Source organism: Herbaspirillum sp. B65 (assembly GCF_000333555.1).
In the GTDB taxonomy this organism is placed as follows: Bacteria; Pseudomonadota; Gammaproteobacteria; order Burkholderiales; family Burkholderiaceae_D; genus Herbaspirillum; species Herbaspirillum rubrisubalbicans.
Window position 1 is genome coordinate 1 of the sequence record NZ_BADI01000786.1, and the last position, 15485, is coordinate 15485.

Consider the following 15485-nt stretch of genomic DNA (forward strand, 5'->3'; position numbering starts at 1 on the left):
GTTTGACTGCAGCGCAAGTGGAGGCCGTAGCGATGCGGCTACCGGCTCCGGCAGTCCCGGCGGCTACCTCGCCGGATGTGCCGGTGGCCGACATGGTATGCCCGGGTGCCATTGCGTGGCGACAAGACAGCGCCGGCGAGTATTTATGGCACCCGCGCATGGCCGACTTGCTGCGTGATGTATTGCGCAACGGTGCCATGCCGGCGTGGACGTCGCAATTCATCACGCAACAAGGGCCAGCTGCCACTGCCCTGACGGCACGCGTTGATCTGTCGCGCCTCGTGCAGGACGCCAGTGTCATGCGCCCCGATCTGTTTTATGCCGTGCTGCGCAGCTTGCGTGGCGAGGCACGCGCAATCGAGCGGGTGCAATTGATGCTGCCGTTCCATTGCCTGCTGCATGCCATGCGCGCCAGTCATGCAGCAGTCCAAGCCAACATTGGTCTGCTGGAGAACTGGTATCAATGCCTGGAAGAAGTCTACGCACGACCTGATCAATCGCCGCGCTTCGATGCACAGGACCTGTGCCACAGCTTGATGCAGCTGGTGCTGCATGCCTGGCTCAAGCAGGACTGGTATGCCTTGCATCTGCCGCGACTGGTGGCAGCGTTTGCATGGTTGGTCATCCGGGAACTTGGCGTCAGCCAGGTGACATTGCAAGCCGTGCTGGCGCCACATGTCTATCGCATGCCGACTCCATTGCGCCAGGCATGGCAGGAATTCTTTGCGCAGCAACGCCGTCAGCAAACCGCAGGCAAACGCGATCGCACCACGCTGTCGTCCCCCGCACAATCCATCGCCCGTGGCAGCGCCGACGCTGTCGCTGCCACGGGCAGGCCCAGCAATGTGCACACCGCAGGCACGGCGGACCAGACCGATTTCATGGCGCGTAATCAGGCGCTGCGCAAGCAGCTCCTGGTTGAGGTGAAAAAGAATACGCAACGCCATGAAATACAAAGCATCCCGATGCTGGTCGGCAATGCCGGGATGGTCATTGTGCAGCAATACCTGGCGCGTCTGATGCAGTTGCTCGGCTTGACGGAAGACGGGAAATTCGTATCGAGGCATGCACAGCACTGCGCCGTGCATGCGTTGCAATACCTGGTGACGGGGGAGGTGCACACGCAAGAACATCACCTGGTGCTCAACAAGTTGCTCTGCGGCTTACCCCTCAGCGAGGCTGTGCCTTTCTCCTGGGAGATGTCGCCGGAGCAGAAGGAAATCTGCGATGGCCTGCTGGATGCCCTGTTGAAATATTGGACGGAGAGCGGGAGTCATTCGGCAGAGGGCTTTCGCGGCGCCTGGCTGGTGCGCACCGGGTCGTTGTGCGAGACCGGTGACCACTGGTCGCTGATCATCGACAGGCGCAGTTACGACGTGCTGATGGGCGGCATTCCGTTTTCCTATTCGGTCATCAAATTCCCGTGGATGAACAAGGCCCTGTATGTGACTTGGCCGGCGTAGTTTTCTTTGTGTGAGGCGGATTGGTAGCCGATTGGTCGTTGACTGGGAAGTGATTTTTCTTTGGCAGTGCTGCTGTTTGGGTTTTGTGATGGTCCGGGCCGTGTCGGCGAAGGCCTTTTCTGTCTGGACCATTCTCTGATGACGCATCTTTTTTGAAGGAATGGAAATTCTATGAATACTTATAGCGAAAACCTGCAAAACGCGATCAGCAACACGCTCAATGCGTTGGCCGCGCAGCAGGCGATTCTGGTCTCGGCGGAGACTTCGGCGGAATACGCCTTGTACTACGCCCAGAGCGCCGAGCTCACGGCAGTCGAAAACTGAACGGCACAAATGCCAATGTGACATACAGCCAGAACGTCAATAACCAAAGCATCATCAACAAGAACCAAAGCCTGAATCTGCTGGCATCCATGACCGAAGCCAATGCCGATGTCACCACCAGCAACTCGAACATGGCAACGGCAGCCGCGAACCTGCAGATTGCATCAAATGCGATTACGGCGCTGGCCTCCGACATCGGCGCCGCGCTCAACGTCGCCACAGCGTCGATGTATGACACCCAGACTTACAAGAAAATCGTTGAAGCCAATAGCTTCATCAATGAAGTCGCCAACGATGCCAAAGCACTATCGCTGCAGGCGATGGATGCGTCAGGCAAAACTTCCGAAATCATCGCCACGGTCGCGCTGACGCAAGCCACTTCGGTGGATGGCCTGATCGGCAATGTGCTGGCGGCGACCCAGGCCGAACTCGACAAGTACACCAGCCTGTCGGTCGCGGAGAATGCGACGGTCGCCGCCAGCAAGCTGGCCGAGCGCCAGGCCGAAGGCGTTGCCGACGACGCGCTGACCCAGGTAGTGGCCATTGACGATACCTATCAAAAGGCCAATCAGGAAATGAACCTGGCGCTGACGGTGACGGCCAACAGCCTGGACACGATCAATGTCAGTTTCAATGCCTTGCTCAATCCCTTGCCGACTTTCTATGCATTGCCGGCGTCCGGGATTCTCATTCCCGACGCCAAGCCGCGCTATTTTCTGGCTATCGTCGAGCAGTCGCAAAGCGTCGGTTTTTCCATGGATCGTGCCGAGCAATTGTTCGCGCAGAAGAATGCCATTGACGGACCTTATTTCTATCCTGTCGTGCCGGCCGGCGTCGATCGACCGCAACAGGTGCTACTGGACAAGGATGTCTATGGCGACGATATCCAGGGCGGTCGCACTTATGTGGCGTTCATCTACATCGAATTGTCGATGGACTACAAACGCTATCTGGCCGACTTCAACGACCAACTAAGTGCCGCGAGCGCACCTTTTATACCAGCCGCTCTATTGCCGCAGGCCACCGGCATCAGCGACGGCGGAAAGAGCGATGGTCATTACAGCAGTGTGGTGTTCAATGCCGAGCCACACCAAGCTCCCATCTTCAAGAGCAGCCTGGATGCACTGGCACGCGTGAAACTCGCTGTGCAGGCCTTGCAGGCGACGTCTCGCCAGTTGCCGGCCGGCTCACCCTTGCGCGTATCGCTGGATCAACTGATCGGTTCGGCAGCGCAGGTCGAAAAGGTAGCGGCGAAATTGACCTTCACCATTGAACACGCCCTGAAATACAAAGACCTGTTGCGCTGCAAACTGGATGACGAGCAAGGGAACAGATTCCAGCAGATTTTGCTTAAGTTGGAGAAGGACATCGGTGAAGACCTCTCGGCACTGCTTCCGTTGATCGAGGCGGTCAAGTCGGCCGACATCCAGGCCCGCCAGGAAGGTGATCCGGACGCCCCCCTGCAGGCCAGGGCACTCGACGAAGCACTGGCCGTGTTTGATGCGGCCACGTCGTGCACCAATGCAGTGGCGCACTACAATCGATATCAGCTTAGCTACGACAAGCTGGAATTCCGTTGCATCGTCGTGCAAGTGGACGATCTTGCGCAATTGAATCTGAAGTCGAACACGACTTATCCCGCGCTACCGATCTATTTCAACCTGAGCATTGCCGAACAGGTTCCAGAATCCAATCTGGAGATCGCATCTCCCGCCCTTGTCGTCCCGGCCACGGAGGCAAAGACAGGCACGAACAGTACCGGCGCCGAGCCGGCCGTCGCTGTCACTTCCTCTGCCGCAGAGGCCACGGCCGCCGCCGATACCGATGGCCAGCCTGCGACAACGGCGCACGCCGATGCCGCCGGTGTTGCCGGTGATCAGGACGGGCAGCTTAACCGGCTGCCAGCCTATCAATATGTCGCCACATTCGACGACACCAGCACCGACAACTTCGGCAACAAGATTGAGGCGGGGGTGGAATATCAAGCCTTCGTGCTCACCATCGTTCCTGGCGATGACGACTACCTCAGCGTGATGGCGGCAGCACCGGCGCCGCTGATTTTGTACGCGGACTGATCCGGGACGGCACATGCCGCATCCGCTTTGTACAACACCCCCATGCAACTCTCTTATTGATTCAGGAGTGACGGTATGAATACAAGCACCCCCCCCAAGTATCTGGTGTCCGGCATTGTCGACAAGAAGCAGGCCGAGATCGTGCAGTTGACCAATCAGGTGACCGAAGCCCAGTTCAACGTGGCGCAGTTGCAAGTGATCGTCAATTCACTGACAGCCAAGTCGACCCAGTTCTCGCTGTACCTCACCCAGGCAGATGGCGACCTTGCCACAGCACTGGCCAATCTGAACCTGGGCAAGAATTCTTCTGCCGCCGTGCGCGGGCTGGTACAGACCCTGGGCCTGACGCTGAATCAGACGAGCGCCGCCCAGGCGGCTTCGGGCAAGGTGACCCAGGAAACGGCCGTGCTGATCAACAAATTGATCTTCACGGTCGAGATCATCAACAAGCTGGCGCAGTTGATCAACAAACAAAAATCCAACAACCCGCTGGTGCCGGATTCGCTGATCGGCTTCATGGCCCAGGCCAATACCGACGCCAACAATGCCATCGCTTTGTTGCTGACGGCATTGCAGAGTTGCTACGCGGCGCAGGCAAGCCTGATGCAATCGTATAGCAGCAACCAGGGCGGCGCTTCCAACACCTACATGAACTCCGGCGCACTCAACGCCAGCAAGCTGGGCTTTATGGGTAGCGAAGACCTGGGCGGTGGCACCAGCGCCCTGTTCCGCCTGGAAAACGGCTTCAGTGCCGATACCGGAGCGATGTCCAGCGGCGGCGTGCTGTTCAACCGCCAATCCTATGTCGGCCTGGCCAGCACGCAATGGGGCCAGGTCACGGTAGGCCGCCAGTACACGCCCTACTTCCAGTACGTCGGCGGCCTGGGCCCGACTGGTGTGCTGACCGGCGCCACCGGCGCGCATCCGGGCGATATCGATGCGCTCGATACCACGCTACGCATGAACAATTCCATCGTCTACACACTGCCCACGCTGGGCGGCCTGCAAGCGGGCATCCAGTACGGCATGGGCGAGCAGGCGGGCAGCGCGGCCAACGGCAGCAGCGTCAGTGCCGCGCTGCGCTACGACTACCAAGCCTTCTCCTGGAGCGCCGGCTATACCCACATCAAGAACCTGGCCAGCGGCAACAGCGCCGGCAGCTTCGGCAACGTCGGCAGCTTCGCCAACAATTCCCCCATCAATGCCGGCTATGCCTCGGCCGACAGCACCCAGTTGCTGGCCACGGCGGCCCGCTATACCTGGGGGGATCTGATGATGGGCCTGAATTATTCCAACGTGCAGTACAAGCCCGGTGCGCTGTCGGCCTTCACGCAGACCGCGACCTTCAATACCGTGGGCCTAATCGCCAGCTACAACGTCAATGCCGCCCTGACCCTGGCCGCCGGCTACAGCTACACGGCCGAGAAGGCGCGCAACGGCATTTCCTCGCCGGCCAAGTACAACCAGCTCTCGCTGGAGCAGGTCTATGCACTCTCCAAGCGCACCGCCTTGTATGCGATCCAGGCCTACCAGCGTGCCAATGGCCAGACGCTGCGCGTGGGCAGCTCGGGCAGCAGCATCGTCGATGCGGTGGCCGCCGTGGGCGATTCGCAAAACGGCACGCCTTCCAATGGTCGCGGCCAGTTCGTGGCGATGCTGGGCATCCGCCATTCGTTCTGATCCCATGCTTGCGGGGCATGGGTTACCATGGCTGATTCATTGAAACAGTCCATCTGCCATGACCTCTGCCCTGCTCATCATCGATGTTCAACAAGCCTTGTGCAGCGGCGCTGATGCCGTTGCCAATGCAGAACCAACCATTGCCAGCATCAACCTGCTCTCGCAACGGGCACGCACCGCTGGCGTGCCGGTGATCTTCGTGCAACACGAGGATCACGGCGCACTGGCGCATGACAGCCCCGGCTGGCAACTGGCAGCGGGACTGCACCATCAAACCGACGACCTTTACCTGGGCAAGCGCGGCTCGGATGCCTTCCACCAGACGCAACTGGAAGCCCTGCTCCAGTCACGCGGGGTGAGGCAACTGGTGATCTGCGGAATGCAGACCGAGTTCTGCGTGGAGTCCACGGTGCGGCGCGCGCTGGCGCTGGGGTTCCCGGTGACGCTGGCAGCCGGTGCCCACACCACGGCACCCAATGGCGTACTGTCGGTGGCCGATGTGATCGCGCATCACCAGACCACCCTGGCCAACCTGGGCGCCTATGGCGTGCGTACCACCATCACCGCGGCCAGCGATATCCGCTTCTGAAGCGCACTGCGGGTTTCAGAAGCGCTGTGGACTGAAGGGCGCCAGATCGATTTCCGCTGCCTGCCCGGCCAGCAACTGGGCGGCGATACGACCGGTGCGGGCCGAGCAACCCAGGCCGATATGGCCGTGGCCATAGGCATGGATGATGTCGCCGCTGGCGCGGGAGTGGCCGATGCAGGGCATCCCGTCGGGGGTGCTGGGACGGCGGCCCAGCCAGAATTGCACATCCTCGGCCGGTAGCGGACGCGGCAGGCCGGGGAAGAGTTTGCAGGCGATATCGCGCATGATCTCGCCGCGCCGCCAGTCCGGCGCCGCCTCGAAGGAGGCGAACTCGACCTGGCCGGCGATGCGCAAGCCGGTCTCCATCTGCGTGGCAATGACCTTGAATTCGGACACCATCATCGGCGTGCGCGCCCGGGCGTGATGCTCATGACCACGGATGACGGCGTGATAGCCGCGCTCGCTCTCCAGTTGCACCGCATCGCCGGCGGCCGCCGCCAGCGCCTTGGAGCGCGCGCCGGCACAGATCACGGCCGCGTCGCAGACGATCTCGCCGGTGTCGGTCAACACCGCCTTGAGCCGCCCCTGTTCCATCCGGAAGCCGGTAGCACGACCATCGATGCGGGTGGCGCCCCGTGCCAGCGCATAAGCCTGCAAGGCCTGCAGGTAGGCAGCGGGGTTCTTGCAATGGCCGGCCTCATCGACCTGCACCGCGAAGCCAAAGGCCGGGTCGAGGTCCGGCTCACGCTCACGCAAGGCCTCGCCTTCCAGTTCCTGCCAGCTGATGCCCAACTCGCGGCGCACACCCCAACCGAAGGCATCGTTGTCGAAATGCTGGCGCGAACGATAGACGTGCAGCACGCCGGAGGTGTCGATCAGGTGCGCCACGCCGGCCCGCTGCGCTACCTCCAGATGCAGGCTGCGGGCATCGACCACCAGCGTGCGCAGCGCGCGCGCCGTGCTGCGGATGCGTTCGCGGCGGGCGCTGGCCAGGTTGCGCAGCAGCCAGGGCGTCAGGCGCGACAGGTAGCGCCAGCGGATCGAGAGCGGTCCCAGCGGGTCCATCAGGTAACCCGGTACCTTCTTCCACATGCCAGGCTCCACCGGCGGTATCACCGAATGCGAAGACAGCCAGCCGGCATTGCCATAGCTGGCCGCTTCCTCGCTACCGACCGGATTGAAGTCCAGCAGGCTCACTTGCAGGCCCTGGTCCAGGGCATGGATGGCACTCATGAGGCCCACGGCACCGGCACCGATGATCACGGCATGGCGGGGGAAGACGATTTCCGGGGAGGTCGACATGGGAAGAGGTGCAAGGAGGCAGGAAGAAAAACAGCATCATACGAGAACTTGCCGGCCCTGTCCGAGTCCCGCGTCCTTGCTGCTCCATGCGCAGCCTATTGCCGCGCTTGACAGCGCGCCCACGGCAGCGGAGGCTGGCGTGCTCGATGATGCTGCCTGACCTGCCCTGCCACGCTTGTTCATACCCATCCAACCGGAGAAGGAGACGCTCCATGCACCAGCCCCATACCGTCAAGCTCTACCGCGTCCTGCGCGCCACGCCGGAACGCGTCTATCGCGCCTTTCTCGATCCCGATGCCCTGGTCAAATGGTTACCCCCGCATGGCTTTACCGCCAAGGTGCATCACATGGATGCCCGCGTGGGAGGCTCGCACCGGATATCCTTCACCAATTTCAGCAGTGGCCATTCGCACGCCTTCGGCGGCACCTATGTGGAACTGGTTCCTCATGAACGCATCGTCTACACCGACCAGTTCGACGATCCCAACCTCCCCGGCGAAATGAAGGTGACCATCAGCATCGCCCCCTGCCTGGTCGGCAGCGAACTGACGGTGGTGCAGCAGGGCATCCCGCCCATGATTGCGCTGGAACTGTGCTATGCCGGCTGGCAGGAATCGCTGCAATTGCTGGCGCAACTGGTCGATCCCGAGATTGCCGAGGGCGGCTGACCAGGCCCTGCGCGGTTCAGCTCCCCTGGTTGTAGAGCAAGGTACGCGGCTGATAGGGCTGGCCATTGATACGCCGCCACTGATGGAAATGGGCCGCGGCGAATTGCTCGCTGAGGATGTCGTGGCGCGCGTCGTAGTAGCGTGATTGCACGCCCAGCAAACCCATGACGGTATGCTCCAGCTGGTCGGTCTGGTAGGGACGGTATTCGAGCTGGGCCTTGTCTTGCGCGCTCTTGCCGGTGAAGGCGCGAGTCCACACCAGCATCGGGATTTCGTAACCGCTGGCGTCAGCCACCGATTGGCCGGCATGGTTGCGGGTATGGCCGACTTCCTGCGCATGGTCGGAGCTCAACAGCAGGCTGGCATTGTCCTGGCGCGCCGTGTTCATGGTCAGCCTGAGCATGTTGCCGACCACGTAATCGTTGTAGGCCATGGCATTGTCGTACTCGTTGCGCAGTTGGCGTATCCAGGGCGAGCGGTCGGCGTTTTCCAGCTTTTCCATGACGCCATCGCGCACGCTGTCGAACTGCGCATACTGGCTGGGGTAGCGCATGTCGTAGGTGGGATGTGCGCCCAGCAGATGGACCACGATCAGCTTCTTCGGCGCCGGATCCTGGAGAGCGCTCTGCAAGGCGGGCAGCAGGTTGCCGTCGAAATTGTTTTCACCGCGTCCGGCGCCCTTGTTGATGAAGACCTGCTCATCGGCCCGGCGCGAGACCAGACCCAACCAGCCGTCATTGGGCGGCTGGTTGGACAGCCAGTGGATGCGAAAGCCCGCCTCGCGCGCCAGCATCAGCACGTCGGGCTTGCTGTTCCAGGCTTGCGGGTCGTTCAGGTCGGCCGGGGTCAACATCTTCATCAGCGAGGCCATGGTGGCCGGCTCGGAAGAGACCACGTCGCGAAACACGATCAAGTCCTGGCGCATCGCCTCCAGAGTGGGCGAGGTGTGGCGCTCATAGCCATACAGCGACATGTTGGCGCGGTTGAGGCTCTCGCCGATCACCCACACCAGCGTGTTGCGCTCGGGGCCGTGGTAACTCACCTGCCAGTCGGAACGATGCGCCATGTTGCGCGCCACGTTGGCTTCCATGCTGGCGGCCTGGGCCATCTGGGCGCGGTAGTCGAGATAACGAATGGGCCAGAACAGCAGCGGGTTTTCCTTGGCCATGGTGGGATTGAAATGCAGCGCCACGAACACCGCCAAGAGGCTACCCACAACGGCCCTGCCGCGCCAGCGCCAGGGTGCTGGCACCCGCCCGGATTCACGCCGGCGCAGCCAGCGCTCACCCAGCCACAAGCCCCCCCACATCAGCCACAGCAGGCCCAGGGCTTCGGCCAGGTCGCGGCCATTGTGGCGGAAGAATTCGCTGCTCTCGGCGGGATTGGTGTTGAAGATGGCTTGCAATACCAGGATGGGATTGGGGCGCAGGCCGAAGTAGTCACGCAGGAAACCCTTGATGGCGGCATCCAGGAAGAACAGTCCGAGGATGCCCACACTGGCCGCCGAAAACCAGCGCGGCCGTGCGCGCAGCCAGGGCAGGACCAGGCACAGGCCGGCGATGCCGGGCAAGGCGGTGGCCATGAGCACGCTGCTCTTGGCCAGTTCGTTGGCGCTGATGCGACCCAGCGCCCAGAAGATGGCCAGGCCGATCAAGCCCAGCACGAGTCGGTTGACCAGTTTGTTCATTGCTGTTTTGTACCGCCCCATCCGGCAAGATATTGGTGTCAGGAAATGTCGTCCGGCGCTGCCGCTCCCTTGCGGCTGTACTCCGGCGGGCCACGCTACAGATGACCTGGGCGATAGGACCAGCTCAACGATGATTTGTTTCCCTGCTGGCTGGCGTATTATCGCAGCTTACAGAAAATCGGCCGCCCCCGGCGTCCCTGGCCTCCCCCGGTTTTGAAAGGAACACCATGCACCTCTTCCGCTCTGCCTTCCTGTCTGCGCTGCTCGGCTTGTCGGCCTGCCTCGGCTTGGCTGGCCCGGCCTCAGCCCAGGGTGTCTATGATGACTGGTCCAACGTCAAGCCCCCCGCTGCACCTGCGCTCTCGCACGTGGTGCTCGACCCGGCCACCACGGCCGTGCTGGTGCTGGACTTGGCGCGCCAGACCTGCCATCCCGATACCCGTCCGCGCTGCGTGGCAATGCTGCCGGGCGTAGCCAAGCTGCTGAGCATGGCGCGCGAAAAGAAGATGACGGTGATCCATACCCTGGGTGGACACAGCACGCCCGCCGATATCTGGCCGCAAGCGGCCATGCAAGGCGATGAAGCACTGGTCAAGTCCGGCCCGGACAAGTTCATCCACACCGACCTGGAACAGATCCTGCGCGACAAAGGCATCAAGACCGTGGTCTGCATCGGCGCCTCAGCCCATGGGGCGGTGTTGCACACGGCCGCCAGCGCCGCCTTCCGTGGCTTCAACGTGGTGGTGCCGGTGGACCTGATGGCCTCCGAAAGTACCTATGCCGAGCAATACACGGCCTGGCATCTGGTCAATGCGCCGCGCCTGGGCGAACGCGTCAAGCTGACCCAACTGGACTGGATCAACTGAGGCTGTGGACAAGAATAAGCCTCTTGTCCACCATCACGATTGCTGCATCAATACCGGGATTTGATGCAACAGATGCATCAATGGCGCGTGACCGTCACCTGGACCTCAGACTGAGCTGAGGCGGAAGCGCGCCACCAGGCTGGCCAGTTGATCGGTCTGGTCGCGCAGCGAATGGGCGGCTGCGGCGGCCTGTTCCACCAGTGCGGCATTCTGTTGCGTGCCTTCATCCATCTGGGTGACGGCATCGTTGATTTCATCGATGCCACGGCTCTGCTCACGGCTGGCCACGGCGATCTCGCTCATCAGGGTGGCGACCCGCGCCACCGAATCGACGATCTCATGCATGGTCTTGCCGGCCTGGTCCACCAGGTCAGCGCCGCTGGCCACCTGTCGCACCGAGCCCTCGATCAATTCCTTGATTTCGCGCGCTGCCGCGGCCGAGCGTTGTGCCAGGCTGCGCACTTCGGTGGCCACCACCGCAAAGCCGCTGCCCTGCTCACCGGCGCGGGCCGCTTCCACCGCCGCATTCAAGGCCAGGATATTGGTCTGGAAAGCGATGCCATCGATCACGCCAATGATGTCGGCGATGCGTGCCGAGCCGCTACGGATCTCGCCCATGGTCTGCACCACTTGGTCGACCACGGCGCCACCTTGTTGCGCCAGGCGCGTCGAGGTACTCATCAGTTCGTTGGCCTGGTTCGCGTGTTCGGCGTTCTGGCGCACGGTGGAGGTGAGTTCTTCCATGGCCGAGGCGGTCTGTTCCAGACTGGAGGCTTGCGATTCGGTGCGCGCGGACAGATCGGCATTGCCATGGGCAATTTCACCGGAAGCGGTATTGATGATGGCAATACTGCGATGAACCTCTCCCACCATCTCGCCCAGGCTGTGGGTCATGTGGTTCAGCGCCAGCATCAATTGACCGGTTTCATCGCGGCTATGCACATTGACCTGGCCACTGAGGTCGTTGTCGGCCACCCGGCGCGCCAGTTGCAAGGCCTCGGCCAACGGTCGCGCGACCACCCGGGCAATGGCGATGGCCAGTGCCAGGCCGAGCAGGATGCCGGCCACCAGCAGGCCCATGATCCAGTGTTGCGAGTGATCGAAGACGCGGTCGGCGGCAGTGTTGGCTTGTTCCTTGTGGTCGATGTTGGCCTGGCGCAAGGCGGAGAATTGTTTCTCGATGGCACGATAGGCCTTGAGCGAATCGCCCTTGGTCAGGGCCAGCGCTTCATCCTTGTGGTTCTCATGGGAGAGCCCAATGATTTTCCTGTGCTCCACCAGGTAGGCCGCCAGCGTATTGCTGAGTTGATCGAAGGCGGCAGACTCTTCCTTGGTCAGGCCGAGCTTGCGATAGTCCTGCTGCAGCGTGGTGAATTCGGCATAGCGCTCGGCCAGTGCTTTTTCCAGCGTGGCCATGGTCTGCTCATTGCCCAGGATGTGCTGGAATTCGGTGGAGCGCACCCGCACCAGGGTACGCTCCAGCATCAGGCTGATACGGATGCTGGGCTCCCATTTGTGGGCGATCTCGGTGGCGGCGTCGTTGACCTTGTCCATCTGATACAAGGAAAACAAACCCAGCGCGCTCATCAAGCCCAACACCGTGATGAAGGAGAGCAAGAGCTTGGTTGCAATCTTTCTGTCCATGAACCATTTCATGTTGATACCCCTTTTTATTCACCCCGTGAAACGGCCATGGCGAACATGCCAGCCTCCGAGAAGATTGGCATTTCGGCATATCGGCCGCCAAAAACAAAAGACCCAGTCCGCGTCATGGACTGGGTCTGGAGGCCCCCGCTCGGGGCGCCCTCCGGTGTGACCAGGCGTCAGGCGATGTGGAACAACTGCGCCGCCGTCTGGCCGGTGATGCGATGGCGATCCTGCTCATCGCTCACCAATTGTTCGAACCGTTGCCAGCTATCCGCATAATCGGTCACGCTTTCATGCTGGGTATGTGGCCAGTCGCTTCCCCATAGCAGGCGGTCCGTCCCCAGATGCTCGCGCAGCAACGGCCAGGCCTGGCGCGCAAACCCTGCCCCGCCCTGCACACCGCTATTGCGATATTGCGCCGACAATTTTACCCAGACATGACGTGAAGATCCGGTGGAGAGCAGATAGCGGAAACCGGGATCAGCCACGCCCAGTTCGGCATCGACCCGGCCGAAGTGATCCACCACCACCTTCATGCCCAGTTCCAACAGGGGATCGAGCACCAGCGGCAAGTCGATGGCCTCGCGATGGATCTCGACCTGCCAGTCCAGCGCGGCGATGCGCGTGAGGGTATCGCGCCAGGCGCCCTTGAAGTCGGGCAGCGCTGCGCCTCCCACCAGGTTGAAACGCACTCCGACCACGCCGCCTTGCTGCAACGCCTGCAACTCGGTGTCGCTGATATCGGCATCGACCATGGCGATGCCGCGCAGGCGTTGCGGCGCGTGGGCGATGGCTTGCAGCAGGTAACTATTGTCGCTGCCCAGGAAACTGGGCTGCACCAGCACGCCATGGCTCATGCCATTGGCATCCAGGCGCGCCAGGTATTGCTCTACCGTGACATCGTAGGCCGGCGTGTAGCGCCGGCCATCGGCCATCGGCAAACCACGTGCGAAGACGTGTGCGTGGGTATCGATGCGTAGTGGGGGGTGGCTCATGCGCCGGTTTCCATCTTGCGGCCCCGGGTTTCAGGCAGCATCAGCACGGCGATCACCACCAGCGAATAGGCGATGGCGGCATCGATGCCGATGGCCTGGCCCAGCGGCATGGAGTCGCTCATGTGACCGACCAGCACCGGGAAGCCGGCCGAGGCCACGCGCCCGAAGTTGTAGCAGAAGCCCACACCGGTGCCGCGGATGCCGCTCGGGTAGAGTTCATTGAAGAGCGCACCCAGGCTAGCCGGAATGCCGGCAGCAAAGAAGCCCAATGGGAAGCCGCACACCAGCATCTGGGTATCCGACAGCGGCAGGAAGATGTAGCACAGCACGGTGGCCACGCAGCACAGTGCGAAGAAGGCCACGGTACGGCGGCGACCGATGCGGTCCAGCAGTTGCGCACTGACGATGCAACCGCACCAGAAAGCGACGATGATGACGGCCAGGTAGCCGCCCGTGGAGAGCACCGACAGGTGCTTCTCGGTCTTGAGGTAGGTCGGCAGCCAGGTCATCAAGGCGTAGTAACCGCCGTGGGCGCCGACACCCAGCAGGCTGCCGATGATGGTCAGGCGCAGCACGTCGGGGCGGAAGATGCCCAGCAGCGTGCTGGCCGCAGGCTTGCCGGCAGCCGCCTTCTGGCCGGCCAGGAAGGCCTCGGTTTCCGGCACCGAGCGGCGCACGTAGACCACCAGCAGGGCAGGCAGCAAGCCGATGACGAACATCACGCGCCAGGCCATTTCCTGCGGCAGCATCGTGAAGAGCACCGAGAACAGCAGCACCGCGCCCCCCCAGCCCACGGCCCAGGCGCTTTGCACGCTGCCCATGGCTTTGCCGCGGTGTTCGGCACGGATGGTCTCGGCCATGAGCACGGCGCCGGCGGCCCATTCACCACCGAAGCCGAAGCCTTGCAGGGCCTTGAGGATCAGCAGTTGCGGATAGCTCTGGGCGAAGGCGCTCAGGAAGGTAAAGAGCGAAAACCAGATGATGGTGATCTGCAGCGTCTTGACGCGACCATAGCGATCCGACAAGGCCCCGGCAAACCAGCCGCCGATGGCCGAAGCCACCAGGGTGGCGCCGCTGATCATGCCGGCATCGGCCTTGGACAGTGAAAAGGCGGCGATCAGTGCGGGAATGGCCAGGCTGAACATCTGCACGTCCAGCGCATCCAGTGCCCAACCGCTGAAGCAGGCCCAGAAAGTCTTGCGTTCTTTGGCAGTGACCTGCCGGTACCATGAAAACATTGTCTCTTCCTCTAAGCTGAAGGCGCGCATCGATGGCGCGAAGCTGATTGATTTATCTAGTGGAGTTCTCATATAGACATATATATGAGTTAGAGGAAGATAACACAGCTACACTGACTCAACAATCCTCAGGCTTGAGGGTGTGATCACTGATGGCTGCGCTGCCACATCGCTCATCCCGGCGTTGTGGCCTGGCCCGCTGGCGGGTAGACTGAGTGTTTTCCATCCCTGCTAGGCCAGTTTCACCATGCTTGACCAGACCGGCGTCGATGCACGCCTGCCGCTCTACCTCCAGTTGCGCGACCAGTTGGCGGCGCAGATCCGCGCCCAGAAGTGGCGACCGGGCCAGGCCATTCCCTCCGAGGCTGAACTGAGCCAGACCTTCCAGGTGGCGGTGGGCACGGTGCGACGTGCCATCGAAACACTGATGAGTGAAGGCCTGGTGGAACGCACCCACGGGCGCGGCACCTTCGTGCGCCGGGCGCGCTTCGATAATTCACTGTTCCGCTTCTTCCGCTTCGAGGCGGCCGATGGCCGTCCGCTGGCGCCCAAAAGCGTCATCGTCAGCCGCAAGATCATCGAAGCTCCGCGCCAGGTGGCCGAAGCCCTGCATCTCAAGCCGCATGGCAAGGTGATCGAGCTGCTGCGCCTGCGCATGGTGGATGGGCAACCGGTGCTGGCCGAAAACATCTACCTGTGCGCCCAGCGCTTCAAGGCCCTGACCGACAAGGCGCCGGAGCAATTTGGTGACCTGCTCTATCCCTTGTACGAACGCGAATGCGGGCTGATCGTCGCGTCGGCGCGCGAAACGCTGACGGTGGAGACGGTCACGGCAGCGCAGGCGCGCTTGCTGGGACTGAAGGAAAAGACCCCGGTGGTGGTGATCGAGCGCATCGCCTTCGGTTCGGACGGGCAGCCGCTGGAATGGCGGCAGTCGCGGGGGGCGGGGAG

The 15485-nt window shown here is 62.1% G+C and carries 13 protein-coding genes; 8 read left to right on the forward strand and 5 right to left on the reverse strand.

Annotated features, from left to right (window positions below):
- The 5 genes from I5W_RS18795 to I5W_RS18810 all read left to right on the forward strand — a co-directional run.
- Positions 1-1463: contractile injection system tape measure protein (locus tag I5W_RS18795; RefSeq protein ID WP_044530375.1), on the forward strand; the 1463-nt coding region annotated here is incomplete at its 5' end.
- Between the two features lie 171 nt (positions 1464-1634).
- Positions 1635-1787 (forward strand): hypothetical protein, encoded by a 153-nt coding sequence (locus I5W_RS33515; RefSeq protein WP_252717108.1) that lies wholly within the window; start codon positions 1635-1637, stop codon positions 1785-1787.
- Between the two features lie 17 nt (positions 1788-1804).
- The gene (locus I5W_RS18800; RefSeq protein WP_252717109.1) at positions 1805-3862 is read left to right on the forward strand and encodes a hypothetical protein; all 2058 of its coding nucleotides are present in this window, start codon (positions 1805-1807) and stop codon (positions 3860-3862) included.
- A gap of 603 nt (positions 3863-4465) precedes the next feature.
- Positions 4466-5542 carry a porin gene (locus I5W_RS18805; RefSeq protein ID WP_044530384.1) on the forward strand — a complete coding sequence of 359 codons (1077 nt, stop codon included), beginning with the start codon at positions 4466-4468 and terminating at the stop codon, positions 5540-5542.
- Between the two features lie 58 nt (positions 5543-5600).
- A complete protein-coding gene (locus I5W_RS18810) occupies positions 5601-6131 on the forward strand; it encodes a cysteine hydrolase family protein (protein WP_044530376.1) in 531 nt (176 codons plus the stop codon).
- Positions 6132-6146: 15 nt separating this feature from the next.
- On the opposite strand, the gene I5W_RS18815 is transcribed toward I5W_RS18810, so the two are convergent.
- The gene (locus I5W_RS18815) at positions 6147-7433 is read right to left on the reverse strand and encodes an NAD(P)/FAD-dependent oxidoreductase (protein WP_044530377.1); all 1287 of its coding nucleotides are present in this window, start codon (positions 7431-7433) and stop codon (positions 6147-6149) included.
- A gap of 212 nt (positions 7434-7645) precedes the next feature.
- On the opposite strand from I5W_RS18815, the gene I5W_RS18820 reads away from it, so the two are divergent.
- A complete protein-coding gene (locus I5W_RS18820) occupies positions 7646-8101 on the forward strand; it encodes an SRPBCC family protein (RefSeq protein ID WP_044530378.1) in 456 nt (151 codons plus the stop codon).
- Between the two features lie 16 nt (positions 8102-8117).
- Here I5W_RS18820 and I5W_RS18825 read toward each other — a convergent pair whose 3' ends face one another.
- Positions 8118-9788 carry a phosphoethanolamine transferase gene (locus I5W_RS18825; RefSeq protein ID WP_044530379.1) on the reverse strand — a complete coding sequence of 557 codons (1671 nt, stop codon included), beginning with the start codon at positions 9786-9788 and terminating at the stop codon, positions 8118-8120.
- Between the two features lie 227 nt (positions 9789-10015).
- On the opposite strand from I5W_RS18825, the gene I5W_RS18830 reads away from it, so the two are divergent.
- Positions 10016-10654 (forward strand): cysteine hydrolase family protein, encoded by a 639-nt coding sequence (locus I5W_RS18830; protein WP_017450027.1) that lies wholly within the window; start codon positions 10016-10018, stop codon positions 10652-10654.
- A 105-nt stretch (positions 10655-10759) separates the two neighbouring features.
- On the opposite strand, the gene I5W_RS18835 is transcribed toward I5W_RS18830, so the two are convergent.
- The 3 genes from I5W_RS18835 to I5W_RS18845 all read right to left on the reverse strand — a co-directional run bounded on the left by I5W_RS18835 (position 10760) and on the right by I5W_RS18845 (position 14534).
- On the reverse strand, positions 10760-12310 hold the full coding sequence (locus I5W_RS18835) for a methyl-accepting chemotaxis protein (RefSeq protein WP_044530380.1): 1551 nt from the start codon (positions 12308-12310) through the stop codon (positions 10760-10762).
- Positions 12311-12477: 167 nt separating this feature from the next.
- Positions 12478-13296 (reverse strand): amidohydrolase family protein, encoded by an 819-nt coding sequence (locus I5W_RS18840; protein ID WP_044530381.1) that lies wholly within the window; start codon positions 13294-13296, stop codon positions 12478-12480.
- Positions 13293-14534, reverse strand: a complete 1242-nt coding sequence (locus I5W_RS18845) for an MFS transporter (protein WP_044530382.1) — start codon at positions 14532-14534, stop codon at positions 13293-13295. The genes I5W_RS18840 and I5W_RS18845 overlap by 4 nt, the downstream gene beginning before the upstream one ends.
- Positions 14535-14781: 247 nt before the next feature.
- Here I5W_RS18845 and I5W_RS18850 point away from each other — a divergent pair.
- On the forward strand, positions 14782-15485 hold a 704-nt coding region (locus I5W_RS18850), incomplete at its 3' end, for a GntR family transcriptional regulator (RefSeq protein ID WP_044530383.1).

Excerpts from the sequence above, each read along its gene's own strand:
- I5W_RS33515 (WP_252717108.1), top strand. The coding sequence starts at position 1,635 with ATGAATACTTATAGCGAAAACCTGCAAAACGCGATCAGCAACACGCTC.
- I5W_RS18805 (WP_044530384.1), top strand. The coding sequence starts at position 4,466 with ATGCAATCGTATAGCAGCAACCAGGGCGGCGCTTCCAACACCTACATG.
- I5W_RS18810 (WP_044530376.1), top strand. The coding sequence starts at position 5,601 with ATGACCTCTGCCCTGCTCATCATCGATGTTCAACAAGCCTTGTGCAGC.
- I5W_RS18815 (WP_044530377.1), bottom strand. The coding sequence starts at position 7,433 with ATGTCGACCTCCCCGGAAATCGTCTTCCCCCGCCATGCCGTGATCATC.
- I5W_RS18820 (WP_044530378.1), top strand. The coding sequence starts at position 7,646 with ATGCACCAGCCCCATACCGTCAAGCTCTACCGCGTCCTGCGCGCCACG.
- I5W_RS18825 (WP_044530379.1), bottom strand. The coding sequence starts at position 9,788 with ATGAACAAACTGGTCAACCGACTCGTGCTGGGCTTGATCGGCCTGGCC.
- I5W_RS18830 (WP_017450027.1), top strand. The coding sequence starts at position 10,016 with ATGCACCTCTTCCGCTCTGCCTTCCTGTCTGCGCTGCTCGGCTTGTCG.
- I5W_RS18835 (WP_044530380.1), bottom strand. The coding sequence starts at position 12,310 with ATGAAATGGTTCATGGACAGAAAGATTGCAACCAAGCTCTTGCTCTCC.
- I5W_RS18840 (WP_044530381.1), bottom strand. The coding sequence starts at position 13,296 with ATGAGCCACCCCCCACTACGCATCGATACCCACGCACACGTCTTCGCA.
- I5W_RS18845 (WP_044530382.1), bottom strand. The coding sequence starts at position 14,534 with ATGTTTTCATGGTACCGGCAGGTCACTGCCAAAGAACGCAAGACTTTC.